Origin of the sequence: Mycobacterium lehmannii (assembly GCF_001499925.1) — a bacterium.
In the GTDB taxonomy this organism is placed as follows: domain Bacteria; phylum Actinomycetota; class Actinomycetes; order Mycobacteriales; family Mycobacteriaceae; genus Mycobacterium; species Mycobacterium lehmannii.
In genome coordinates, this window is the sequence record NZ_LQIR01000012.1 from 75,725 (window position 1) to 100,170 (window position 24,446).

Consider the following 24,446-nt stretch of genomic DNA (forward strand, 5'->3'; position numbering starts at 1 on the left):
CCGCACATGCGTTCGTGCCGCCACAGCCGCATGCTCAACATCGTCGATTCCTCAAGAAACCCACGGCCGGGCCACAATTCGGCGATCGTCAGATGGTCGTAGTCAAAGGGCAGCACCCCGAATAGCCGCATCCAGCAGCGCCCGACGGGCTCGCCGACGGGAATGGTCTCGACGGTGAGATCCTTGCGACCTCGCGGCATCGACATGGTCATCCACGGCCGCAACTCGTCGTTGATGCCCTCGGGCGTGACGATGCGCTCCCAAACCTGCTCGGCCGACGCATCGATGGCCCTCTGTCGTTCGACGATCATTTCGCTCCAGCATCCGATCGTGCGCGCCAGCGATCAAGGACGGCCGGGATCTCCTGCATCAGAAACACGTAAAAATCGCGCATCTGGGTGATCCGGTGCCGCGACAGCGTGCCCTCCTCGGTGGCGGCGATACCGGCCTCGGCCGCCACCAGGACGCTGGACAGTGCTTCGTTGTGTTTGGTGTATTGCACCGCCCACGCGTCGTCGCGAAGGCGGAAATGGTCGCGCCGGCTACCGGGTGCCGGTGCCCGCTCCACCACACCGACTGCGACGAGCATTTTCAGTGCACCGGAGATAGCGCCAGAACTAGCCTGCAGCTGCTCGGCGAGTTCTCTCATCGACATGGCGGGTTGCTCGGTGAACACGAGCGCCGCAAGGACGCGCGCTGTCATGCGTTGCATCCCATGGGTGGACAGCACGCTCGCCAATTCTTCGGCGGCGGCGCGTCCCTCGGGCTTGCCGTCCAACAAACTCTCCGATTCAGAGACTTCAGTAATTTCTGAAAACTCAGTATAGTGACGGGCGGCGTTCCGGGAAGTCTGGTCGGAGATCGATATCCGGCTACCTGGAAGGCACGGGAATGCAGAGCGTTGCGTCGACAGCAGTGCGCCCGCCAGCCGCTACCGAAGTGATTCGGGTGCGCGGGCTGACGTTCACCTATCCGAAATCCTCCACTCCCGCAGTGCGGGGGATGGACTTCAGCGTCGCCCGGGGCGAGATTCTCGGATTCCTCGGTCCGAGCGGCGCAGGAAAGTCCACGACGCAGAAGCTGCTCATCGGACTGCTCCGCGGTCACGGCGGCGAGGCAACCGTGTTCGGAAGAGATCCCGCCGCCTGGGGCGCGGACTACTACGAGCGCATCGGGGTGTCGTTCGAGCTGCCGAACCACTACCAGAAGCTCACCGGACTGGAGAACCTGCGGTTCTTCGCGTCGTTATACGGGGTCGACACCATCGACCCGATGGAACTCCTTGCCGCGGTCGGATTGGCCGATGCCGCCGACACGCGAGTCGCCAACTACTCCAAGGGCATGCAGATGCGGCTGACGTTCATCCGCGCGCTGCTCAACGATCCCGAGCTCTTGTTCCTCGACGAACCGACGTCGGGGTTGGACCCGGTCAACGCCCGAAAGGTCAAGGACATGGTCCTCGACCTGAAGGCACGCGGCCGCACAGTCTTTCTGACCACGCATGACATGCGCGTCGCCGACGAGCTCTGTGACCGGGTTGCCTTCGTGGTCGACGGCCGGATCGTCGCCATGGATACGCCGGCCGAATTGAAGATCGCACGCAGTCAACGGCGCGTGCGAGTGGAGTATCGGGGCAACGACGGGGCGCTGCGGGCGGCCGAATTCGGGATGGACGGCCTGGCAGACGATTCCGCGTTCCACGCGGTGTTGCGCGACCACCACGTCGAAACCATTCATAGCCGGGAGGCGACGCTCGACGATGTGTTCGTCGAGGCCACCGGAAGGCAACTGACATGAGCAGGCTGGCGAGCGCACTGCATCTGGAGATCACACTGCAGATTCGGCAGAAGTTCCTGTACGCGGCCGTCTTCTCCGGCTTGATATGGCTTGCGGTGCTGCTGCCGATGCCGCACCGGCTGCGTCAGATGGCGGAGCCCTATGTCCTTCTGGGAGACATCGCGATCATCGGGTTCTTCTTCGTCGGCGGATCGGTGTTCTTCGAGAAGCAGGAACGAACCTTGAGCGCGGTCATCTCAACACCGCTTCGGTTCTGGGAGTACTTGACCGCGAAACTCGTCGTGCTGCTGACTATTTCACTGCTGGTGGCACTCACGGTAGTCTCCATTGCGCACGGCTTCGCGTACCGCCCCGCACCTATGATCGTCGGCGTGTTGCTCGGCACGTTGCTGATGCTGCTGGTCGGCTTCATCACGTCGTTGCCGTTCACTTCCGTCAGCGATTGGTTCATGTCGGCGACGGTTCCGCTGGCGGTCATGACGGGTCTTCCGGTACTGCATTTCTCGGAGGTGTGGTCCACGCCGATTCTGTATCTCGTTCCCACCCTGGGACCGCTGTTGTTACTGGGCGAGGCGTTCGACCAGGTGTCGCTGGCGCCATGGCAACTGGCGTATGCGTTGCTCTATCCCGTGCTGTCCGTTGTCATGCTGAGCTACCTGGCGAAGGCGTTGTTCGGCCGATACGTCATCGCGAAGTCGGGAGGATTGTGATGTCTACTTTGGCCAGGGCTCACGGCAGTGCTCTGGCGGCTTTTGGCCGCAACGATATTCGCGGTACGTACCGTGATCCCCTGCTCGTGATGATCGTCGTAGCTCCGGTCATCTGGACGGTGGGTGTTCGCGTCCTGACACCTCTTTTCACCGAGATGCTCGCCGCACGTTACGACTTCGACCTGGTACCGTACTACCCGCTGGTGTTGACCGCCTTCCTCTTGCTGACGAGCATCATCATCGCGGGAGGACTGGCCGCGTTCCTGGTGCTCGACGAGGTCGATGCGGAAACGTTGGTCGCTCTTCGGGTGACCCCCGTGCCGTTGTCGACGTTCTTCGCCTACCGCGCGGGCACAGTGTTGGGGGTGACGACGGTCTACGTCGTGACGACACTGTCGTTCAGCGGACTGCTCGAACCCGGACTCCTACCCGCCCTGGTGCCGATCGGACTGCTCGCCGGGCTCTCCGCGATCGTCACGATGCTCCTGATACTCGCGTTGGCGAGCAACAAGATCCAGGGCATCGCGATGGTCCGCGCGCTGGGCATGCTGATCGCCGGCCTGCCGTGCCTGCCGTGGTTCATCGATTCGGCGTGGGCATTGGCTTTCGGCATATTGCCGCCGTTCTGGGCGGCGAAGGCCTTCTGGCTGGCCAGCGACGGTGCCATGTGGTGGCCGTACTTCGTCGGCGGTGTCGTGTACAACGCCGCGATCGCCTGGCCGCTGTTCAAGCGCTTCGTCGCCAAGAACACCTGAGGCGCATCGCGCGCAAACGGGTGCAATCCTCAGGACACCAGGTCGCGGCGGTGGTACCCGGCCACCCCAACCACTGTGAAAACTGCTGCCACGGCGAGAATCACGCCCAACGCCTGCCAATCCGGCGCAGCCAAGGGTACCGCCCTCACATGGACGAACGGCGAGCCGTCCCGCACCCATTGGGGCGCGTGCGCAGTTTCGGCGACGACATCGACTAGGAAGCCGCCCACCACGGGCACTGCGCCGACGGCGATGACCGCTGACGGCAACCACCCGGCGCCCAGAACTGCCGCTCCCATCGCGAGCAGGGCGATCGGCGCGGTGTTCAGCGCGCCCGCGAGCGCATCAAAGTGGCCGAGCGGAGCGCCCGTCGCCGCGGCCCCGACGGTGATACCGACTGCCGCGGTGACGTGCAGTGCGACAACGCCTGCCGCTACCACCACCACTTCGGCGCCCAGCAGGCCGGCGCGCGAAACGGGGGAGGTGAAAAGGATGGTCCAGCGGCGCGCCTGCTCGTCGGCGACGAACGCGCCGAGGCGGGTGGCGGCGTACATCCCTGTCGCCACCGCCGAGAGACTGAACAATGCCGCGGCGAAACCTTCCGCTGAGTTCAAGCCCGCGAAGCCGGCGCTGGCGGCCAGCGTGGCGAAACGCGGGTTCTGCTCGAAGAATTCGAGGATGGACGCGATCGTCGCCCCGATGATCACGAAGTAGGTCGCGATCGCGGCGGCCCAGCCCAGCGTCGGCCGCATGGCACGGCGCATTGCGAACAGGTGTATCGAGCCGAGCAGCCTCGTGCGCGGCGGACGACTGCCGGAAACCGCCAGTAGTCCGCTTCCCAGGTCCCGCGATTTGGCCATGGACACGGCGGCAGCCCCCAGCATGACCGGGTAGCAGGCCAACACGGCCAGCGGTGCGATCCTGTTGTCGGCAAAAGGCGCCACCCGCGCGATGAGCCCGAATGGGCTGACCCAGGCCAACCCCGCCAAGGCCGCGAAGGCGTCCGACATCATCCGCACCAGAAGGGCAGTGCCGAGGAGCGCCACCGCCAAGCCCACCGCCGACGCTCTGCTCGGCATCAACTGGCCCGCCGCGAACCCCACCGCGGCGAATGTCGAAGTCACGCCGAGAAATCCGCCGGCGTAGAGGGTGGCGCCGAGGGGAGTGGTGCCTGCGGCCAGCATCGCACCCCAGACTGCTGTGCTGATCAGCAGAGCGCTGCCTGTCAACGCGAGTACGCAACTCAGTAGCGCATCGGAGGTGCGAAGGGCGCCGGCCAACAGGACGTCCCACCGTCCGGCGTCCTCCTCGCCGCGGGTGATGCGGACAGCGGCCAGCATGATCCACACGCCGGCTATCACCAGCAGCGGAGTGCCCGTTCGCCAGACGGTGAATCCGCCCGCGTCATCCAATGCCAGCGGCGTGCCGAAAAGCACCCGGATAGCGGGATTCTCGGCGAGTGCTCGAAGAGCATCCTGGCTCAACTCGGCCTGAAACGTCGATTGATACTGTGCGGCGACGAGGAACGACATTCCTGCGGCCACCGCCGCCACGATCAGCGTGCCGCGGCGAATCTGGCGGACGGCGAGCCCGATGGCCGCTCGTCTCGGCGAGGGAAGTGCAGCGGCGGCGTGCCTGGCGACAACCGTGCCGGTGCTCATCGCGACAGCTCGCCGTAGTAGTCGAGGAAGATCTCCTCCAGATTCGGTTCACGCATTGCGACCGTGGTGATCTCGACGGCGGCCAGGGCGCGCAGTGCGGCCGTCGGCGACCCGGACATGTTGAACCGCAACCGGTTCGCGCCGAGCCACTCGACGTCGGTGACACCCGGCAGGTCGGTGAGCAGTGGTGCGTCGTCGCGGTACGACACCTCGACCACCGTTCGGCGCAGCCGCCGCAGGTCGGCGATCGTGTCGATCTCGACGAGCCGGCCCGAGCGCAGGATGGCCACCCGGTCGCACACCGCTTCCACCTCGGTGAGTTGATGCGAGCTCAGGAAGACCGTTTGTCCACGCTGTCTCGCCTCCCGGATGCAGCGCCTGAACTCGAGCTCCATCAACGGATCCAGGCCACTGGTCGGTTCGTCGAGGATCAGCAATGGTGCCCGCGTCGCGAACGCCGCGACGATCGCCACCTTCTGCCGGTTGCCCGTGGAATAGGCCTTGGCCGGCCGGTCGAGATCCAGCGCGAAACGCTCGACCAGCTCGGCCCGGTACTCGAGGTCGACCGGTGGACCCACATTCGCCATCAATTCGAGGATTTCCGCCCCGGTCAGGGACGGCCAGAGACTGACGTCGGCGGGCACATACGCGAGACATCGGTGGGCTCGACGTACGTCAGCGGCGTCGCTGCCGAGAACGGTTACCCGCCCGGCATCGGGCCGGATGAGGCCGAGCATCATGCGAATGGTCGTCGACTTGCCGGCGCCGTTGGGGCCGAGGAAGCCGAATACCTCACCACTCTGCACCGTCAGGTCGAGGTCATCTACCGCGACGATCCGCCCGAAACTCTTGGTCAGGCCATCGATGTGAATAGCGGGCTGAAATTGCGCGCGCGCCGGCGCGTGCGGCATGTCGTGCATCGGGTCCCTTTCCGAAGTCGGCAAAATCGATAGCCGACCAGGCTTCCCGGCGCACCTGTGGAGAAATCTACTCGCGGACCGTTCCGCGCACCAGACCCGGCGTGGCGCGTCCCCCGAATCGGTGGCATAGGGTTGAGCCCAAGGTGTGCCGGGAAGTCTGGTCGGCGATTCTTTGTCGACCGCTAGCCACAGATCGGGACTTGCCGTGACTGCCAACCCACCCCACCGGTCCGCGCGACGGACGCTGCTCTCGCGGGGGTCGTGGGCCGAGACAAACCGTGTCTCCACGATCCTGCGCAAGGAGACCGTCGGGGGCGCGCTCCTGCTGCTGGCTGCGGCCGTCGCGCTCGTTTGGGCGAACTCGCCGTGGTCGGAAAGCTACTTCGCCCTGCGCGATCTGAAGGCCGGCGGCGAACCGTTCGGCCTGCACCTGGACCTCGCGCTCGGCACTTGGGCGGCCGATGGGTTGCTGGCCCTGTTCTTCTTTGTGGTCGGGCTGGAGCTCAAGCGCGAGTTCGTCGCCGGCGACCTACGTGACCCCGCCCGCGCGGCGCTGCCCATCGCGGCCGCCGTCGGCGGCATGGTGGCGCCTGCCCTGATCTTCGTCGCGGTGACCGCTCACGTCGGCGACGGAGCCCTACGCGGCTGGGCCATCCCGACCGCGACCGACATCGCGTTCGCCGTCGCGGTTCTCGCGGTCATCTCCACGCACCTGCCCTCGGCCCTGCGCACGTTCTTGCTGACGCTGGCTGTCGTCGACGACCTCCTCGCGGTGCTGGTGATCGCCGTCTTCTACACCGAGGGCATCAACTGGGTCGCGCTGTTGGCGGCCCTGGCGCCGCTGGCACTTTTCGCGCTGTGCGTGCAGCGCCGCATCCGGTCGTGGTGGCTGTTGGTTCCGCTCGCGCTGGCCACCTGGGCGCTGATGCACGAGTCGGGTATCCACGCCACCGTGGCCGGTGTGCTGCTCGGCTTCACCGTGCCGGTCGTGCGTTCGCAGGCGGCGGGCGGGCCGGAGGCCGGGCCGGGGCTGGCCGAACACTTCGAACACCGCTTGCGCCCGCTGTCGGCGGGTTTCGCGGTCCCGGTGTTCGCCTTCTTCGCCGCTGGGGTGAGCATCGGCGGCTACACGGGGTTCGCCGAGGCGATGACCGACCCGATCGCGCTCGGCATCGTGTTGGGTCTGGTGGTCGGGAAACCGGTCGGCATCTTCCTGACCACGCGGGTGCTGGCGTCGGTCACCCGGGCCGATCTGGACTCCGCGATCCGGTGGATCGACGTGCTCGGCATCGCCATGCTGGCGGGTATCGGATTCACCGTGTCCCTGCTCATCGGCGACCTCGCGTACGGCATCGGATCCGAACGTGACGATTTCGTGAAGATCGGGGTGCTGACCGGATCGCTGGCCTCGGCTGCCCTGGCCGCGGTGCTGTTACGGCTTCGGAACAGGCGTTATCGGGCCATCCACGAACAGGAAACTGCCGATTACGACCACGACGGTGTGCCCGACATCTACCAAGCTCGACAGGACTGACTACGACGGCCGTGCGTAGACTGAACGAATGCTTGAACAGATCCGCGGGCCCGCAGATCTGCAGCACCTGACGCAGTCGCAACTGAGCGATCTAGCACGTGAGATCCGCGAATTCCTGATCCACAAGGTGGCTGCCACCGGCGGGCATCTCGGCCCGAACCTCGGCGTCGTCGAGCTGACGCTCGCGCTGCACCGGGTGTTCGATTCACCACACGATCCGATCATCTTCGACACCGGACACCAGTCCTACGTGCACAAGATGCTGACGGGCCGCAGCCACGAGTTCGACACCCTGCGCAAGAAGGGCGGCTTGTCCGGCTATCCCTCACGCGAGGAGAGCGAACACGACTGGGTGGAGTCCAGCCATGCCAGCTCGGCGCTGTCCTATGCCGACGGGCTGGCCAAGGCGTTCGAGCTGTCCGGACACCGCAATCGCCATGTGGTCGCCGTCGTCGGTGACGGCGCGCTGACGGGCGGTATGTGCTGGGAGGCGCTGAACAACATCGCCGCGGCGCGACGGCCGGTGGTGATCGTCGTCAACGACAACGGCCGCAGCTACGCGCCGACGATCGGCGGGTTCGCCGAACACCTGGCCGGCCTGCGGCTGCAGCCCGGCTACGAACGCGTGCTCGAAGAGGGCCGCAAGGCGGTGCGCGGCGTCCCGGTCATCGGCGAGGTCTGCTACCAGTGCATGCACTCCATCAAGGCCGGCATCAAGGACGCGTTGGCGCCGCAGGTGATGTTCACCGACCTGGGCCTGAAGTACGTCGGGCCCATCGACGGCCATGACGAGCACGCCGTCGAGGTCGCGCTGCGCCGGGCGCGGGGCTTCAACATGCCCGTGGTCGTGCACGTCGTCACCCGCAAAGGTATGGGTTACGCGCCGGCGGAGAACGATGAGGCCGACCAGATGCACGCGTGTGGTGTCATCGACCCCGAGACCGGGCTGGCGACGTCGGTCCCCGGCCCCGGTTGGACGTCGACGTTCTCCGAGGCGCTGATCGGCTATGCAGCACGCCGCCGCGACGTGGTCGCGATCACCGCTGCGATGCCAGGCCCGACGGGTCTGACGGCATTCCGCCAGCGCTTCCCGGACCGGTTCTTCGACGTCGGCATCGCCGAACAGCACGCGATGACGTCGGCGGCCGGGCTGGCGATGGGCGGCCTGCATCCGGTCGTCGCGGTCTACTCGACCTTCCTGAACCGCGCGTTCGACCAGGTCATGATGGATGTGGCATTGCACAAGCTGCCGGTGACGATGGTGTTGGACCGCTCGGGCATCACCGGCCCCGACGGCGCCAGCCACAACGGCATGTGGGACCTCTCGATACTGGGCATCGTGCCCGGCATGCGGGTGGCCGCACCGCGGGACGGCGTCCGGCTGCGGGAGGAACTCGGCGAGGCGCTCGACGTCAACGACGGTCCCACCGCCATCCGGTTCCCGAAAGGCGATGTCGGCGAGGACATTCCGGCTGTCGAACGGCGTGACGGCGTCGACGTGCTGGCCGTGCCGGCCGACGGGCTCACCGGCGACGTGCTGTTGGTGGCGGTCGGGCCGTTCGCGTCGATGGCGTTGGCGGTCGCCGAGCTCCTGCGCAACCAGGGCATCGGTGTGACGGTCGTCGACCCGCGCTGGGTGCTGCCGGTGCCCGAGCCGGTCACCGCCCTGGCCCGCGAACACAAGCTCGTCGTCACGCTCGAGGACAACGGCGTCAACGGCGGCGTCGGGTCTGCGGTGTCGGCGGCGTTGCGCCGCGCCGAGATCGACGTGCCGTGCCGCGACGTCGGCCTGCCGCAGGAGTTTTTCGCTCAGGCGTCCCGGGGCGAGGTACTCGCCGAAGTCGGCTTGACCGATCGCACCGTGGCCCGCCAGATCACCGGCTGGGTCGCGGCTCAGGGCGCCGCCGTCAGCGAAGCCGAGGTCAGCGAGCAGCTCGACTAGCGCCCCATCCCGCGTGCGTCAGCAATCCGGTTAGGCTGCGGCGATGGATGCCGAGTTGGAGCGCTGGAAGGCCGCGGGTCGCTACTTCGATTACCTGGGCTTCGAGATCTTCTATCGGATCGACGGCCCGCCGCTGGGTGAGTCGCCGCCGCTGCTGGCCATTCATGGCTATCCGTTCAACTCGTCGGACTGGTCACTGATGTGGCCGACGCTGACCGATCGCTTCACCGTCATCGCACCGGACATGATCGGCATGGGCTTCTCGGCGAAACCCGTCGCCTACGAATACTCGGTTCTCGATCATGCCGACGTCCACGAGGCGCTGCTGGAGCACCTGAACGTCGGCCAATGTCACGTGCTGGCGCACGATCTCGGCGATTCGGTCGGCCAAGAACTCCTGGCCCGCAGCGAGTTCGGCCAGCAGTCGTACGGGTCGGTGCGTTATCAGTCGACCACCTGGCTCAACGGTGGGCTGTTCAACGAGGCCTACACTCCGCGCACCATGCAGAAGCTCATGTCGGGAACTCCGCTGGGCGACTTGATGAGTCCTCTGCAGGGACGCAGTTCGCTGTCGCGAAAGATGCTCGAGCGAACACTCGACGAACTGTTCGGGCCGAACACGAAGCCCTCACGCGAGCTGATGGACCGCTTTCATCAGATTCTCGAATACAACGACGGTAAGCGCGTGCTGCACAAGGTCGGTCGATTCCTGGGCGACCGGTACACGCACCGCAACCGATGGGTGCGCGCCATGCGCCGAACCACGGTTCCCATGCGCCTGATCGACGGACCCGTCGACCCGAACTCCGGGGCACACATGGCGCGTCGGTACGCCGAAGTGATCCCCGACGCCGACGTGGTGATGCTCGCCGACGACATCGGACACTGGCCGCAACTCGAAGCTCCCGAGGAAGTGTTGCGCCACTTCCTGATTCACATCGAGAAGGTGACCGCCTAGCCTCCGGCGGATCCCTGCTCGGCGAGCGCAGCGTCGGCCTTGGTCAGCGCGTCGGCCAGCGGAGGCACCGTCAACTCGCGTTGCCATGGCCGCGCGCCCGCGTCACGCAGAAACGACTCGATCACGTTCGTCCGGTCATCGACCGGCTCCCAGTCCCAACACAACCGGCGCACGGTATCGGGGGAGAGCAGATTCTCGGTGGGCACGGAAACCCGTTGCGACACATCGGTGAGCGCGGCGCGCACCGCGTCCAGTCGAGCGGCGGCTTCGGGTTTGCGCCTGGCCCACCGGGACGCGGGCGGAGGACCGTTCGGCGGCTCCTGCGATGTCGGCAGATCCTGCGTGGTGCGGGCCCGGGCGAGCGCGTCGAGCCAGACCTTGGCGCTGCGACGCTGCCGGTTGCCGCCGAATATCGGCAGCGCCGTCAACTTCTCGACGGTGTCGGGGTCGGTGGTCGCGGCGTTGATGATGGCCGAGTCCGGCAGGATCCGGCCCGGCGCGATGTCGCGGCGCTGCGCGATGTGGTCTCGGGTGGTCCACAGTTCGCGCACGGCGGCCAGCGCGCGGGCGTCGCGGATCTTGTGGATGCCCGACGTGCGTCGCCAGCGGTCCCGGCGGGTTGGTGTCGCCTCGAACTTCCTGAGGTGCTCGAATTCCTGCGCCGCCCAATTGGTTTTGCCCTGTTCCTCGAGTACCGCGGCGACCGCGTCGCGCAGGTCGACGAGCACCTCCACATCGAGAGCGGCATAGTTGAGCCATTCGTCGGGCAGCGGCCGCTTCGACCAGTCGGCGGCGCCGTGGCCCTTCGTGAGCTGCAGGCCCAGCAGCCGCTGCACCATCGCGGCGAGGTTGACCTTGTCGTAGCCGGCGAGTCGGCCCGCCAACTCCGTGTCGTACAGGCGGACCGGCCGGATGCCGAGTTCGGCCAGACACGGCAGATCCTGGTCGGCGGCGTGCAGCACCCATTCGTCGGTGGCCAGCACCTCTGCCACGGGGGCCAGCGCTTCGAGCGGATCGGCGCCGTGGCTCACCGGGTCGATCAACACGGTGCCGGCGCCGTCGCGTCGGATCTGGACGAGGTAGGCGCGGTTGGAGTAGCGGAACCCCGAGGCGCGCTCGGCGTCGACCGCGAATGGGCCGTGGCCGGACGCCAGCAACTCGGCGGCCTTGCGGATCTCACTGACACTGGTCGACAGTGCGGGGACGCCGTCGCGGGGCACCAGCAGCGGCGTCGCCTCCGGCTCGGCCTCTTCGGGCGCGACCGCCTGCGGGATGGCCTCGTCGGGATCGGGCATCGTCAAGCGCGGGTGCGCGAGCCGAGGTCGGTGACGCCCTGCGGCGGCAGCCCGGCGGCGTGCTCGAGCACCTCACAGAACGCCTCGACGTGCGGGCCCAACTCCAGCGTCGTCGCCGTCCAGGAGGCACGCAGTTCCAACTGGTGGGCCCGGGGCGGGCCGGAGATGTCGCCGTAGCGCACCGACGTGGTGGCGGTGACGGTGCCGCCCAGGGCGGTGACGTGCTCGGCGCGCTCGGCAAGGGCGTCGACGAGCCAGCTCCACGCGACTTCGGGCAGCAGCGGGTCGACGGCTTCGCTGGAGTCCAGATCGGCCTGGATGTAGGCGACCAGGCGCATCGTGCCGTCCCAGGCGTCGGCGCCCTCGGGGTCGTGCAGCAGGATCAGGCGGCCGAACGCGTCACCTTCGGAGCGCTCCGGCACGATCGCCGTCTCGGGATGGCGGACCTCTGCGCCCAGCGCATAGCTGAACGGTGCCAGCCGCTGCGGCGGGCGGATCGGGCCGAGCTCGATCTCCGGGCGGACGGTGGTGGCATTCATCGCCGCCACCGCTTCACGGAACTGAGCCGGTTCGGCGGTGGTCACGACGTTTGACGCTAGACCATTCGAGCAGGTCTGTGCGCGTGGCGCGCCGATCTTGTTAGGCACCGATCCGGTCGAGGCGAAACGGGCGCCGCCCGGTCCGCATGGCAGCATTGACAGCGATGAACACACGCCGTGAGCTGCCCGACTCCGCCTATCTGGCCGCCGCCTGCGGCCGCAAGCCCGGCCGCGTGCCGGTGTGGTTCATGCGGCAGGCGGGCCGTTCGCTACCCGAGTACCGCGCACTGCGGGCAAAGAACACGATGATGCAGGCCTGCTTCGATGCCGAGCTGATCACCGAGATCACCCTGCAGCCGATCCGCAGGCACGGCGTCGACGCCGCGATCCTGTTCTCCGACATCGTGGTGCCGTTGCGGGCCTCGGGCATCGACCTCGACATCGTTCCCGACGTCGGCCCGGTGATAGAGCACCCGATTCGCACCGCCGCCGACGTCGCCGCGATGAGACCGCTGGAGCGGGAGCAGTTCGCGCCGGTCGCTCAGGCCGTCGCGACGCTGGTGTCCGAACTCGGTGACGTGCCGCTGATCGGGTTCGCGGGCGCGCCCTTCACTCTGGCTTCCTATCTGGTCGAGGGCGGACCGAGCCGCAACCACGAACGCACCAAGGCGATGATGCTCGGAGAACCCGAGACGTGGCACGCGCTGATGACCGCCCTGACCGAGGTGACGATCGCGTTCCTGCAGGTGCAGGTGGACGCGGGTGTCGATGCGATCCAGGTGTTCGACTCATGGGCGGGGACGCTGTCGCTGGCCGACTACCGCAGCTATGTACTGCCGCACAGCACCCGGGTGTTCGCGACGCTGGCCGCCGCCGGAGTGCCGATGACCCACTTCGGTGTCGGTACCGCCGAACTGCTGGGCGCGATGTCGCAGGCGGCCTCCGGCCACGGCGCCCCGGCGGTGGTCGGGGTCGACTGGCGCACGTCGCTGTCCGATGCCGCCGCCCGGGTGGTCCCGGGGACGGCGTTGCAGGGCAACCTGGACCCGGTGGTGCTGCTGGCCGGCCTGCCGGTGGCTGAACGCGCTGCGCGTGCGGTCGTCGACGACGGCAGGCGGGCGATCGATGCGGGCGCCGCCGGGCATGTGTTCAACCTCGGGCACGGCGTGCTCCCGGCCACCGATCCCGAGGTGATCACTGAAGTGGTGGCGCTGGTGCATTCGCTGTGAGTGCATCGTATTGCGTTGTCGGCGGAGGGATCTCAGGTCTCGTCGCCGCATACCGCCTGCGCGTCGCCGCGGGGCCCGACGCGTCGATCACGCTGTTCGACCCCGCCGACCGCCTTGGTGGCGTGCTGCGCACCGAGCGGATCGGCGGCCAACCGATGGACGTGGGTGCTGAGGCGTTCGTCGCGCGTCGACCCGAAGTCCCTGCCTTGCTGGCCGAGCTGGGCCTGGCGAACCGCCAGATCGGCACGACCGGCGCGCGCCCGCTGATCTACAGCCAAGGCAAGCTGCATCCGCTGCCCGCCGGCACGCTGCAGGGGATACCGGCGCAGCCGTCGGCGGTGGCGGGGCTGGTGGACGAGGCGACGATCGCCTGGATGCACGGCGAACCCAATCGCCCGTTCTCGTGGCGCCCGGGCGCCGACCCGTCCGTTGCCGAGCTGGTCGGCGACCGGTTCGGTGAGCAGGTGATCACCCGTTCGGTCGAACCCTTGCTGGCCGGTGTTTACGCAGGCAACGCGGCGACGATCGGGGTTCGTTCGGCGGCGCCGACGCTGGCTGTGGCCCTTGACCGCGGCGCGAGAAATCTCACCGAGGCTGTTCGGGACGCGGCGCCGCCGCCGGTCACCGGGTCGGTCTTCGGCGCGGTCGACGGCGGCTACCGGGTGCTGATCGACGAACTCGTCCGGCGCGCCGGGGCACAGTGGCAGCAGGTCACCGTCGAAGGGCTGCACCGCGGCGCGCGGGGCTGGGAACTCGTCGACGACGAGGGCGCCCGCCACCACGCCGACGCGGTCGTGCTCGCCGTGCCTGCGCCCCGGCTGGCGCGGCTGGTCGCGGAGGTCGCTCCCCGAAGTGCGGCCGCGGCTGGGCGCATTGCGGTGGCGTCGACGGCGTTGGTGGCGTTGGGGTTGCCGGGCGGTACGCCGTTACCGCAGCAGTCCGGCGTGCTCGTGGCAAGCGGTGAACGTCTGCGGTCGAAGGCGGTCACGCTGACGTCGCGCAAATGGGGTCAACGCGGCAGCGTCGAGTTGGTCCGGCTCTCCTTCGGGCGGTTCGGCGACAACCTGGCCCGCAGCGTGGGCGACGAGGAACTGCTCACGTGGGCGGCCGAGGATCTCGCCACGCTCTTCGGTGTCAGGACCGAGCCCGTCGACTACCACGTGCAGCGGTGGATCGACGCGATGCCGCAATACGGGCCCGGTCACGGTGCGCTGGTCGCCGAGTTGCGCTCGGGACTGCCGCCGACGATCGCGGTCGCGGGCGGTTATCTGGACGGCATCGGCGTACCGGCGTGTGTGTCGGCGGCCACCAGGGCGGTGGCGTCGCTGGTCACCACGCGCGTGGCACGATAGAGCTATGGCCAAGCTCGACTTCGACACGCTCAACGCGACCCTTCGCTACCTGATGTTCTCGGTGTTCGCCGTGCGGCCCGGAGAACTGGGAGAGGAGCGTGGCGCGGTCGTCGACGAGACCGCGACGTTCCTCAAACAGCAGGAGGAGCGCGGCGTCGTCGTGCGCGGCCTGTACGACATCGCGGGTATGCGCGCCGATGCCGACTTCATGATCTGGACACACGCCGACAACGTCGAGGCGCTGCAGGCCACCTACGCCGATTTCCGTCGCACCACCGCCTTGGGGCGTGCGAGCAATCCGGTGTGGAGCAACGTCGCGCTGCACCGTCCCGCGGAGTTCAACAAGAGCCACATCCCGGCGTTCCTGGCGGGTGAGGAGCCGGGGAACTACATCTGCGTGTATCCCTTCGTGCGGTCGCTGGACTGGTATCTGCTGCCCGACGAGGAGCGCCGCCGCATGCTCTCCGAACACGGCATGGCGGCGCGCGGCTACAAGGACGTGCGAGCCAACACCGTCCCGGCGTTCGCGTTGGGCGACTACGAGTGGATCCTGGCGTTCGAGGCGCCGGAACTGCACCGCATCGTCGACCTGATGCGTGATCTGCGTGCCACCGACGCGCGTCGACATGTGCGCGAGGAGACGCCGTTCTTCACCGGTCCGCGGATCAGCGCGGAGCAGTTGATCGATCGCCTGCCGTAACCGGCGGGGCTCGGTCATCATTGACCGATGAGGATGAAGGTGCTGCTCTGTGCGGCGATGTCGATCGGGGCGCTGGCGGCGGCGCCGACGGGGTTGGCGCAGGCTCCAGACAGCGAGAAGTGTGCGCCGCGCTTCGGTCAGGTCATCGACATCACGGCCGGCGACATCGACTGCATCACTGCATCGGACTACGCCGTGAAGTACGACCCCAACGGCGACAAATACCAGGTCATCGGCCCGTTCACGTGTTACTCGGGTAACGCGATGACCGCGCCGCTGCTGTTCCAGTGCGTCGCCGACACCGAGGACCGCGCCGAGTTCGCCGTCTACCCGGCGTAGCTTTTTGGGCGCCTAATCGCGCCGAAATGGCATTCCAGCAGAACTTTTTCGAGTGAAAGCCCTGCTGGAATGCAATTTCGCGTCAGGAGGTCGGCTTGAGCCGCAGCGAGATCGAGTTGATGCAGTAGCGCTGGTCGGTCGGCGTGGGGTAGCCCTCGCCCTCGAAGACGTGGCCCAGGTGGCTGTGGCAGTTGGCGCAGATCACTTCGACGCGGCGCATGCCCAGCGAGTCGTCGGACCGCAAGATGACGGCGTCGGAGTCGGCGGGGTCGAAGAACGACGGCCAGCCGCAGTGCGATTCGAACTTCTCGCTGCTGCGGAACAGCTCGGCACCGCAGGCGCGACACTCGTAGATGCCCTCGGTCTTGGTGTCGGTGTACTCGCCGGTGAACGGGCGCTCGGTGCCGGCCTGGCGAAGGACGTGGAACTCCTCGGGGGTCAGCTTCTTGCGCCACTCGTCATCGGTCAGCTGCAGTTTGGGGGCCGGTGTGGTCATGCCTCCACGCTAGCGATTTTCTGTGCGACGCACCCGCTCCTCGGCGTAGGCGAACGCGGCAGCCTCGTCGTCTACGTCGAACTCCGAAAGATGCGTGGTACGTCCCGCGCGGAACTCGCCCACGATGATGCGGGTCCATTCGTATCGCTCGCCGTCGTGACCTGTGGCCTCGCGTTCGTGCAGAGTCACCGCGACCGTCGGTGAAATCCATCGTTCGATCGAGTGCCACGAACGTACCGAGGAGACCATTGCGCACAGGTCCTCGTAGCTGGCTCGTAAGTCGGCGACTGACCGGTCGGGGAACCCGGATCGCGAACGGCTGACGGCGTGCATGTCGGCGGTAGCCATCTCCCCGAACACCCGGTCCCACTCCCGACGGTTGATGGCCATCAGGTACTTGGCGATGTGGGTCGCACCCTCTGCGACGGCCGCTCCTTCGCCGACGCAGTACCGCCGCGTGAGTTCTTGGTAGGCGTTCTCGAAGTCGTCCTCGTCGAAGCGGCCCTCGTAGACGAAATGTCCAGCGTCGTCGACCTCGTAGACGTGGAGGTAAGACGTTGTGTTGCCGGCGTCGTCCGACCAGACGCTGGAGTGCATACTCAGAAAGTCGCCGCGGACCGCTAGAGTTCGCCACTCGAAGTTGTTGTACTGAGCCAAGATCCGTTTCCCGGCCAGCCGCAGCCCGGCGGCATTACGAACGGGATCCCCGCTGACCCGGCGTCGATCGTCGTATACGCATGGGATTGCGTAGCAGCCGATACCCCCTTCAAGATCCTTGGCCCGCATGGCGTTCTGCAGCGCGGCGACGGTATCGCACGATCTGTTGGTCAACGGCAACCGGCTGCCGACGGCGTGGATGCGCTCCTCGGCGCAGGCGAAGGCGGCGTCCTCGTCATCGGCGTCGAACTCGCACTCCGAGGCCATCCGCCCGTCGCGAAACTCCACAACGCTGAGTCGCGTCCAGGTGTACCGCTCGCCGTCGGGACCGATGGCCTCGCGCTCGGTGCGGTTGACGCAACATGTCGGCGATATCCAACAGAGAGCTGATAGCCATGTTCGTGCCCAGTCGACACGCGCATTGAAGTCCTCGATAGCGGCGCGCGCCTCTGTGAGCGAACTGTCGGGAAATGCTGAGCTGGAATGCATCTCGAAGCGCATCCCGGGTTCCATGAGTTCGCCGAACAACCGGTCGAGGTCGCCGCGGTTGAGCGCGACGATCCACTCGGTCTGTGTGGCACCTGCGTCGGCGAATGAAGCGCCCTCATCGAAGTAGTACCGTCGCTCAAGTTCACGATAGGCACCCTCGAAATCGTCTTCATCGAAGCGACCGTGGTAGACGATGCGCCCGTTGTCATCGACCTCGTGAACCGTCAGATACCGAACCTCGAAGCCGTCATCATTTGCCCAATGCATCAAACCGAGGGCCAGTGATTCACCGCGCACCGCTAAGGTCTTGCTTTCGAATGTCGAATAATCCTCGAGGATCCGCTCCAGAGCAGCGCGAGTCTCCCCGAGAGGGTTCCCGGCAAGGCGTCGACGATCGTCGTAGACGAAAGAGTCCGCGAAAAGTGCTGCAGCGGCATCGACTTCTCGTGCTTCCATCGTCTTCCACAGGTCGTCGGACGTCCTGGTCGCCAGATTGCTCACTGTGAGTCGGCTGTTCGCAGATCGCAGTAACTCGTCGGCGTACGCGAAGGCCGCTTCCTCGTCGTCGATCTCGAACACGCACATCGATGCCATCTGTCCGTTGCGAACTTCGAAGGCGAGGAGCCGTGTCCACGAATAGCGCTCACCGTCACGCCCGACCGCCTCCCGCTCGTGACGGCCGACGCAGACAGTCGACGACAGCCAGCATGTCGATGAATGCCACTGGCGCACCGACGCGTACATCCCGTCGAGGTCTTCGATGGTCGCGCGAAGCTCGTGGGCGGAACGATTGGGGAACCCAGACCGTGACCGGTTCTCGATGCGCATTCCGTCCGCGCTGAGCTCGCCGAAGAGTCGGTCCCATTCGTGGTTGTTCAGCGCGGAGGCATACTCGTTGGTCATCTGGCCGGCTTCAGCGAATGCAGCTCCCTCGCCGGCGAAGTACCGGCGTTCGAGCTCCCGATACGCGCCGTCGAAGTCGTCGTCGCCGAATCGGCCGTAGTAGCAGACGAGGCCATCTTCGTCGGTCTCGATGACGTGCAGGTATCTCGTCTCGAATCCGGCGTCGTTCGCCCATCGCGTTCGTGACAGCTGCAGCGATTCACCCCGTACCGCCAGGGCCTCGCCCTCGAAGATCGAGTACTGCGCGAGGATTTCCTCACAGGCAGCGCGGACGTCCGTCGGAGGGGTGCCCGCCATCGCCCATCGGTCGTCGTAGACATACGAGTCGGCGAACAATGCCGCGGCGCGATCGGCGTCACCAGCCTCCATCGCCGCCCTCACGGAGTGCCACGCCCGGCTGGCCTGGTTGCTGATGGCTAGCCGACTGGCGGACGCACGCAGCAGATCCTCGGCATGTGCGAACGCCGCCCGCTCATCGTCCAACTCGAACTGGCACATCGATAGAAGTCGACCGTCGCGGACCTCTCCGGCCATGATCCTCGTCCAGGAGTACAACTCGCCGTCGTGGCCGATGGCTTCACGTTCGTGACGGGCAAGCCCGACCTCCGGCGACAGGTAACACTCGACCGCAATCCACGAGCGATTGGAGGCCACCATCGACTTGAGTTGTTCCAAGCTGGCGCGCAGATCGCCTGCCGACCGGTCCGCGAAGACTGAGCTTGACTTGTTGTATGTGCGCAGCTCAGGACTGGCCAGCTGCCGGAACGCCAGGTCGAAGTCTCCTTTGTCGGTAGCAAGCATGAATTCGGCTACCAGAGAGGCTGATTCGGCGACCGCAGCACCTTCGGCGGTCCAATACCGATGGCAGAGTTCGCGGTAGGCACCCTCGAAATCGTCTTCATCGAACCGGCCGTGATAGGCGACGCGCCCGTCGTCGTCGATCTCGTGGAGGTTCAGACTGACCGTTTCGTTCCCGGCGTCATCCCACCAGCGACTCCAGCGCAGCTCCAGTCGCTCGCCGCGGACCGCCAGAGTTCGCCATTGGGAGTGTGGGTACTGCTCGTTGATGCGCGCTGCGGCGGCCCGCAATCCAGTGTGACCCTCGATCGGGTGGCCGCTCAGGCGTCGACGATCGTCGTATACAAACCGATCCGAGTACAACGCCATCGCGCTGTCAACGTAACCGGCCGTCCCTTGGCGCCAGGCGTTGTCGACCCGCTCACTGGCCCGGTTCGTGACTGCGAGTCGACTGGTGGTGGCCCGCACCCGCTCGTCGGCGTAAGCGAACGCTGCATCCTCATCGTCGAGGTCGAACCGACAGGCGGCGGCGACCCGTCCGTCACGAACCTCGCAGACATCAAGCCAAGTCCACGAATAAGACTCGCCGTCGTGGCCCATTGCCTCGCGCTCGAAGCGAAAGACGGCAATTGTCGGCGACAGGAAGCGCACGGCGGCCTCCCACGACCGCGACGAGCCCACCGCGGCGTCTAAGTCTTCAAAGGAGCTTCTGACATCGGTTGCGGTGCGGTGGCCGAACACAGAACTCGACCGGTTCTCGAGACGATAGGAGGGAGCCGTGAGCTCCCCGATCAATCGGCCGTAGTCGCGTTGATTTAGCGCAGTGATCCATTCGGTCGTGACAGCCCCCAATTCGGCGAACGCGGCGCCCTCTCCGGCGTAGTAGCGCCGTTCGAGTTCGCGGTAGGCACCTTCGAAGTCATCCTCGTCAAAGCGACCGTCATAGAGAACACACGCCGCATCGTCAACCTCGAAGACGTGCATATACGCCGTCGCGTTCCCAGCCTCGTCGGACCATCGACTCCGTACCAGGACCAGGCGATCACCGCGCACCGCGAACACGTGAAAGTCGAACACGGTGTACTGCCTGCAAATTTGTGTCACGGCCGTCCGCATGGCTTCCCGACCGACGATGGCGTCACCGCTGAGTCGTCTCCGATCGTCATACACGAATCCATCCGCATAGGCGCCAACAACGCCGTCGATGTCGTGGGACCGTAGCGCCTCGAACACTTGCGGTAACAACTCGGTTGCTCGGTTCGCGAGTGCTAGCCGGCTGGTAGCGGCCCGCACCCGCTCCTCGGCATACGCGAAAGCGGCGGCCTCATCGTCGATTTCGAATTGACATATCGATAACAGCCGCCCGTCCCGGATCTCGGCTGCATGGATACTGTCCCACTCGTAGTTCTCGTCCTCCCGTCCCGTAGCTTCGCGCGAGAAGCGGAGAACGAGCCAGTTCGGTGACAGCCACTGGATCGCTGACGTCCATACACGAGAAGAGACGACAATCGCGTCAAGTTCTTCCAGAGTGCCGCGGAACTCATTGGCCGAGAGGTCGGGACGCGCCGCGTGGGAACGATTCTCGAGCCTGAAGCCGTCAACGAGGAGTTCACCGAAAACGCGGTCGTAGTCTCGTCGGTTCATGGCGAGGACTATCTCAGTCGTCACAGCACACGCCTCGGCGAACTCCGCGCCCTCGCCGGCGTAGTAGCGCCGTTCGAGTTCACGGTAGGCACCTTCGAAATCTTCCTCGTCGAAGCGGATGTGGTAGCGGAGGCGGTCGTCGTCACCGGTCTCATTGACGTAGAAGGAGGTCGCGACGTTTCCATAGTTGTCTGACCACCGGCTCCACAGAAGATGTAGGCGCCGGCCGCGGACGGCGAGGACACGAAATTCAAACCGCGTGTACTGCTCTGAAACACGTTCTATTGCAGCCCGCATCGCACCCAAGCCGATGACGGGGTCTCCGCTCAGCCGTCGGCGGTCGTCATAGACGAACGCGTCCGAGAACCAGGCGAGGGCGCCCTCCGTGTCGTGTTCCTCAACCGCCTTGATGAATGCGGGTAGGTAACGGCACGACTCGTTGGCCACCGCGAGCTTGCCGACGACCTGCGCGCTGCACTGGTTCGCGGAACCGGATGCTGCTGGGGTGGGTTCCTCCGGAGGCCCGACTACGGGTTCATCTACGAGTCCAATCGAAATGGACACCTCTTTCGCCGCATACAGCGTCGCGGCATCGTCACCGGCGGCTCTGGCTCCTCTGATATCTCCGGCCGCGGTGAGCACACGACTCAACGCGAGGCACGCCTCAGCGTGGTCGAGCACGATGTCTGTCCCGCTCGCGACGGCTACCGCGTCCTCGGCCATCGCTACGGCCTGATCATGCCGACCCTGCGCCGAGAGAATCTCTGCCCGTACTGCGCGCCAGGCGATCGCAGTCTTGAGATTATGGCCCGCGAGGCGCTCGCTTTCGGTTGCGTAACGATCCGCTTCGTCGATACGGCCTTGCGCAAGAACCGATCTCGCCAACAGGGCGGCAGCTTGGCCCGCATCGGCACCCACGCCCAGTGCGTCCAGGCCCTTGAGCGCTGTCCGGAAGTGCGGCTCCGCGGCGACCTCATCGCCCTCCATCAACTCGATGATTCCGGCGAACAGCTCCGTCTCCATCAGCCCGTGCCGCAGGCCGAGGTCGGCGACGATCTGGCGAGCATCGCCGAGCATTTTGCGCGCGTTGTCCGGTCGTCCGCGCAGCAGTTCCAGGACGGCCAGATGCCGCAACGACGTCGCCTCCAGCGAGGGTGCGGCGGTCGTCATGCGCTGCATCCGCACCACGTCAAGACAACGACCGCCGGCCTTCGGCACCGGACTCGGCCCCCACAGCGCCGCACCCGGCGCCGCACCCAGCGCCGCCGTGATCTGCCGGTGGTCCCCACTTCGGCGCGCCGCGATCAACGCCTCGAACAGGTCGAGTTCACCGTCGCCGACCCGGCCAAGACGCAGCCGTGCGCTCGCTCGTACGCGATGCGCCTTGGCTAGCCCGGCGGCGTCGGCGCGGCGGGCGAATTCGTCGATCGCGCCCTGGAGGAGGCTGTCGTACTCCAGTAACCGCTCAGGGTCTGTATAGATTCCGTGCTGGCACCGGTAGCACGTCGCCCATGGAGCCAACGCTTCTCCTGCAATACGCTCGAGCTCGTCGACAAGTCCGGCTCCGGCGGTGACGTCGCCGGCGGACAGAAACGCTTCGCAGGCTGTCAGTAAGAGCTCGGCGTCCACCGTGTTGTCGGCCGCCGCAAGAGCCGAGCCTCGTGCCGCCTGGGTGCCCGCGGATATCAACTCGTCGCGGTCGAGCGCCCGCCGCGCCGAAACCGAGTAATGGCGTGCGGCACGCAAAGCCAGATCACTCGTGTGCTCGGTGAACTCGCCGAGTTCATGACGATAGGCGTGAGCGGCTTCCAAATGTCTTGCGATCATCTCGTCGGCTTCGAACGCGACGCTGGGTCCGCCCGCCTCCACCCAGTCGGCCAGGCGTACATGCAGGTCCGCTCGGTCCGACTTCAACAGTCGCCGGTAGGCGACGTCGCGGACCAGCACATGGTGGAATCCCCATACAGCTTCGTCGCCGACGTAGGTGCCAGTGGGCTGGGCGAGTTCCAAACGGCGAAGTCGGTTGAGCGACATCGTGATCGCATCCGCCTGACCACCGGCGAGCGCGCGCACCGTGCCGACCGAGAAGTCGCTCCCCACCACCGAGGCGATCTCCAGTACGCGCCGGTCGGCAGGGTCGAGACGTTCCAGTCGCGACGCGAGCAGGGCGTGAATCGTCGGTGGGATGGTGATGGCGTCGACGTCGATCGTCAGTTCCCAGCCGGACGGCTGCTCGACGAGAACCCCATCGTGGGCAAGCATTCCGACGAGTTCCCGCACGAACAGGGGGTTGCCGCCGGTGGAGGTAGGCAGCCGATGAAGTAGCTCGGAAGGCAACTTGGCGGCGCCCAGAACCCTCGCGGCGAGTTCCGCGGTCGCGCCGGCGTCGAGGCCATCGAGATGGATGGTGTCGGCGACCCAACGGCTTGCGGCGACGAAATCGGGACGAAGCTCGCGCAGCTCGGGTCGTGCCAGAGCCAGGACAAGTACCGGCACTTCCTTGATCCACTCGACGAGATGCTCGATGAAGTCGAGCAGCAAGCTGTCGGCCCACTGGATGTCATCGAGCACGAACACGACCGGACCGCTGCCTGCCAGCACCTCGACGAATCTGCGCAATGCCCAGAAGTTCTCCTCGACCGAGCCGGCTACGCCGGTGGCCAGCCCGTTGAGGACGCGCAGGAGGCGATCCCGCTCCGAAACCCCCGCCGGGATATCGGTTGCGAGGTCGCGAGAACGCAACATCTCGACGATCGGTGCAAGCGCGACAGTTCCGTCGACCGCGCATCGCGACTGGATCACGCGGTCACTATCCAGAGCGCCAATGAATTCCGTGGCTAGTCGACTCTTGCCGACGCCGGGATCGCCGGTGACGGTCACCAGCCGAGCGGCACGCGCCGAAATCGCGTCGGCGAGCACACTTCGGAGCCGCTGCACCTCCTGCGATCGGCCGACAAACGGAACGGCATCCGCTGTGTCCAAATGCCGTCCGAGCCACTGGTATACCGCTACGGGCGCGTTACGGCCTTTCACCTGCATACGGCCGAGTGACTCATAGCCGTGTCGACTTCGCGTCGCCCGCCAGGTCTCCTCGCCGACGACGACGCGCCCACGCGGACATTCGGCCTCGAGGCGGGCTCCGACGTTCAATGCGTCGCCCACCAAGTCGGCGTCGCCCGCCCCGACGACAACCTCGCCCGTGTTGACGGCGACACGTAGCGCCAATTCCGTGCCGTGTGTCTTGATGACCTGGGCGGCCAAGCCGATAAATCGTTCCTGAAGCTCGACCGCGGCATCGACGGCGCTGACGGCGTCTTCGGGACCGATCTCGGGGACACCCCAGACGGCCATGAACCCGTCACCGATGTACTTGGTGACACCCGCCCGGTGTCGCTGGGCGGTCGACCGCAGCAGTTCGTGGTATCTGGCGATCACATCGCGGGCCGTCTCCGCATCGACCCGCTCCTCGAAGGTGGTCGACCCGGCAAGATCGGCGAACATCACGGTCACGGTCTTGCGCGCCGGACCCGCCCCTGGCAGGTCCGCTGGGGCGGTCTGTCCTTCGAGCGGAGCGCCGCAGCCGCGGCAGTAGCGCGCGGTCGCCCGTGCCTCCAGGCCGCACGTCGCGCACACACGCGCCAATGATCCGCCGCAGCCCTCGCAGAAGCGCGCGTCCTCTTCGTTCGTCGTCCCGCAGGAGGCGCAGGTGCGGCGGCTCTCAGCCATGG

Annotated in this window: 17 protein-coding genes and 1 pseudogene; 10 read left to right on the forward strand and 8 right to left on the reverse strand. The window is 66.4% G+C overall.

All coding sequences use genetic code 11. From position 1 onward, the window contains the following. Positions 1-8: 8 nt before the first annotated feature. Both AU192_RS08285 and AU192_RS08290 read right to left on the reverse strand, forming a co-directional pair. A pseudogene (locus AU192_RS08285) lies at positions 9-311 on the reverse strand (hypothetical protein); the annotation flags it as partial. After that, positions 308-712 carry a GbsR/MarR family transcriptional regulator gene (locus tag AU192_RS08290; protein ID WP_082694958.1) on the reverse strand — a complete coding sequence of 135 codons (405 nt, stop codon included), beginning with the start codon at positions 710-712 and terminating at the stop codon, positions 308-310. The gene AU192_RS08290 and the pseudogene AU192_RS08285, both read right to left, overlap by 4 nt. Before the next feature lie 179 nt (positions 713-891). Here AU192_RS08290 and AU192_RS08295 point away from each other — a divergent pair, with 179 nt between their 5' ends. Genes AU192_RS08295 through AU192_RS08305 form a run of 3 tightly spaced genes read left to right on the forward strand, consistent with a single transcriptional unit; the run spans position 892 to position 3,262 of the window. Next, positions 892-1,797 (forward strand): ABC transporter ATP-binding protein, encoded by a 906-nt coding sequence (locus AU192_RS08295; RefSeq protein WP_064395314.1) that lies wholly within the window; start codon positions 892-894, stop codon positions 1,795-1,797. Further along, on the forward strand, positions 1,794-2,507 hold the full coding sequence (locus tag AU192_RS08300) for a fluoroquinolone export ABC transporter permease subunit (protein ID WP_064395315.1): 714 nt from the start codon (positions 1,794-1,796) through the stop codon (positions 2,505-2,507). The genes AU192_RS08295 and AU192_RS08300 overlap by 4 nt, the downstream gene beginning before the upstream one ends. Further along, on the forward strand, positions 2,507-3,262 hold the full coding sequence (locus AU192_RS08305; protein ID WP_064395316.1) for a hypothetical protein: 756 nt from the start codon (positions 2,507-2,509) through the stop codon (positions 3,260-3,262). Before AU192_RS08300 ends, AU192_RS08305 begins: the two co-directional genes overlap by 1 nt. Positions 3,263-3,291: 29 nt before the next feature. Here AU192_RS08305 and AU192_RS08310 read toward each other — a convergent pair whose 3' ends face one another. Together AU192_RS08310 and AU192_RS08315 are read right to left on the reverse strand one after the other, a co-directional pair. Next, positions 3,292-4,923: a hypothetical protein gene (locus tag AU192_RS08310; protein ID WP_064395317.1), complete on the reverse strand. Its 1,632-nt coding sequence runs from the start codon at positions 4,921-4,923 to the stop codon at positions 3,292-3,294. Continuing rightward, complete coding sequence (locus tag AU192_RS08315; protein ID WP_064395318.1) at positions 4,920-5,843, reverse strand: ABC transporter ATP-binding protein; 924 nt, start codon at positions 5,841-5,843, stop codon at positions 4,920-4,922. The genes AU192_RS08310 and AU192_RS08315 overlap by 4 nt, the downstream gene beginning before the upstream one ends. 205 nt (positions 5,844-6,048) lie before the next feature. On the opposite strand from AU192_RS08315, the gene nhaA reads away from it, so the two are divergent. The 3 genes from nhaA to AU192_RS08330 are packed head-to-tail and all read left to right on the forward strand — an operon-like array spanning position 6,049 to position 10,277. Beyond that, entirely contained in the window at positions 6,049-7,377 is a 1,329-nt protein-coding gene (nhaA, locus tag AU192_RS08320) for a Na+/H+ antiporter NhaA (protein WP_064395319.1), read from the forward strand. Between the two features lie 28 nt (positions 7,378-7,405). Beyond that, positions 7,406-9,319 carry a 1-deoxy-D-xylulose-5-phosphate synthase gene (dxs, locus tag AU192_RS08325; RefSeq protein WP_064395320.1) on the forward strand — a complete coding sequence of 638 codons (1,914 nt, stop codon included), beginning with the start codon at positions 7,406-7,408 and terminating at the stop codon, positions 9,317-9,319. A gap of 43 nt (positions 9,320-9,362) precedes the next feature. Beyond that, positions 9,363-10,277 carry an alpha/beta fold hydrolase gene (locus AU192_RS08330; RefSeq protein WP_064395321.1) on the forward strand — a complete coding sequence of 305 codons (915 nt, stop codon included), beginning with the start codon at positions 9,363-9,365 and terminating at the stop codon, positions 10,275-10,277. Here the strand turns inward: AU192_RS08330 and AU192_RS08335 are convergent. Together AU192_RS08335 and AU192_RS08340 are read right to left on the reverse strand one after the other, a co-directional pair. After that, positions 10,274-11,572: an HRDC domain-containing protein gene (locus AU192_RS08335; RefSeq protein ID WP_064395322.1), complete on the reverse strand. Its 1,299-nt coding sequence runs from the start codon at positions 11,570-11,572 to the stop codon at positions 10,274-10,276. The genes AU192_RS08330 and AU192_RS08335 overlap by 4 nt on opposite strands. 2 nt (positions 11,573-11,574) lie before the next feature. Then, positions 11,575-12,111 carry a DUF3000 domain-containing protein gene (locus tag AU192_RS08340; RefSeq protein WP_231744895.1) on the reverse strand — a complete coding sequence of 179 codons (537 nt, stop codon included), beginning with the start codon at positions 12,109-12,111 and terminating at the stop codon, positions 11,575-11,577. 164 nt (positions 12,112-12,275) lie between these two features. Between AU192_RS08340 and hemE the strand changes: the two genes are divergently transcribed. From hemE to AU192_RS08360, 4 genes are read left to right on the forward strand one after another with little or no spacing between them, the layout of a single operon-like run. Beyond that, positions 12,276-13,340: a uroporphyrinogen decarboxylase gene (hemE, locus tag AU192_RS08345; protein ID WP_064395324.1), complete on the forward strand. Its 1,065-nt coding sequence runs from the start codon at positions 12,276-12,278 to the stop codon at positions 13,338-13,340. Beyond that, the gene (locus tag AU192_RS08350; RefSeq protein WP_064395325.1) at positions 13,337-14,692 is read left to right on the forward strand and encodes a protoporphyrinogen oxidase; all 1,356 of its coding nucleotides are present in this window, start codon (positions 13,337-13,339) and stop codon (positions 14,690-14,692) included. Before hemE ends, AU192_RS08350 begins: the two co-directional genes overlap by 4 nt. 4 nt (positions 14,693-14,696) lie before the next feature. Beyond that, positions 14,697-15,392, forward strand: coding sequence for a hydrogen peroxide-dependent heme synthase (gene hemQ, locus AU192_RS08355; RefSeq protein WP_064395326.1), 696 nt, complete (start codon positions 14,697-14,699; stop codon positions 15,390-15,392). Between the two features lie 27 nt (positions 15,393-15,419). Continuing rightward, positions 15,420-15,731, forward strand: coding sequence for a hypothetical protein (locus tag AU192_RS08360; RefSeq protein ID WP_099047989.1), 312 nt, complete (start codon positions 15,420-15,422; stop codon positions 15,729-15,731). Between the two features lie 82 nt (positions 15,732-15,813). Here the strand turns inward: AU192_RS08360 and msrB are convergent, their stop codons facing one another. Next, positions 15,814-16,227: a peptide-methionine (R)-S-oxide reductase MsrB gene (msrB, locus tag AU192_RS08365; RefSeq protein WP_064395327.1), complete on the reverse strand. Its 414-nt coding sequence runs from the start codon at positions 16,225-16,227 to the stop codon at positions 15,814-15,816. Between the two features lie 9 nt (positions 16,228-16,236). Then, positions 16,237-24,444: an AAA family ATPase gene (locus AU192_RS08370; protein ID WP_064395328.1), complete on the reverse strand. Its 8,208-nt coding sequence runs from the start codon at positions 24,442-24,444 to the stop codon at positions 16,237-16,239. Positions 24,445-24,446: the final 2 nt, after the last annotated feature.

Coding starts and splice junctions, on each gene's coding strand:
- msrB (WP_064395327.1), bottom strand. CDS start 16,227: ATGACCACACCGGCCCCCAAACTGCAGCTGACCGATGACGAGTGGCGC.
- hemE (WP_064395324.1), top strand. CDS start 12,276: ATGAACACACGCCGTGAGCTGCCCGACTCCGCCTATCTGGCCGCCGCC.
- hemQ (WP_064395326.1), top strand. CDS start 14,697: ATGGCCAAGCTCGACTTCGACACGCTCAACGCGACCCTTCGCTACCTG.
- AU192_RS08335 (WP_064395322.1), bottom strand. CDS start 11,572: ATGCCCGATCCCGACGAGGCCATCCCGCAGGCGGTCGCGCCCGAAGAG.
- AU192_RS08305 (WP_064395316.1), top strand. CDS start 2,507: ATGTCTACTTTGGCCAGGGCTCACGGCAGTGCTCTGGCGGCTTTTGGC.
- AU192_RS08310 (WP_064395317.1), bottom strand. CDS start 4,923: ATGAGCACCGGCACGGTTGTCGCCAGGCACGCCGCCGCTGCACTTCCC.
- AU192_RS08330 (WP_064395321.1), top strand. CDS start 9,363: ATGGATGCCGAGTTGGAGCGCTGGAAGGCCGCGGGTCGCTACTTCGAT.
- AU192_RS08370 (WP_064395328.1), bottom strand. CDS start 24,444: ATGGCTGAGAGCCGCCGCACCTGCGCCTCCTGCGGGACGACGAACGAA.
- AU192_RS08340 (WP_231744895.1), bottom strand. CDS start 12,111: ATGAATGCCACCACCGTCCGCCCGGAGATCGAGCTCGGCCCGATCCGC.
- AU192_RS08300 (WP_064395315.1), top strand. CDS start 1,794: ATGAGCAGGCTGGCGAGCGCACTGCATCTGGAGATCACACTGCAGATT.
- dxs (WP_064395320.1), top strand. CDS start 7,406: ATGCTTGAACAGATCCGCGGGCCCGCAGATCTGCAGCACCTGACGCAG.
- AU192_RS08290 (WP_082694958.1), bottom strand. CDS start 712: ATGCAACGCATGACAGCGCGCGTCCTTGCGGCGCTCGTGTTCACCGAG.
- AU192_RS08360 (WP_099047989.1), top strand. CDS start 15,420: ATGAGGATGAAGGTGCTGCTCTGTGCGGCGATGTCGATCGGGGCGCTG.
- AU192_RS08315 (WP_064395318.1), bottom strand. CDS start 5,843: ATGCACGACATGCCGCACGCGCCGGCGCGCGCGCAATTTCAGCCCGCT.
- AU192_RS08295 (WP_064395314.1), top strand. CDS start 892: ATGCAGAGCGTTGCGTCGACAGCAGTGCGCCCGCCAGCCGCTACCGAA.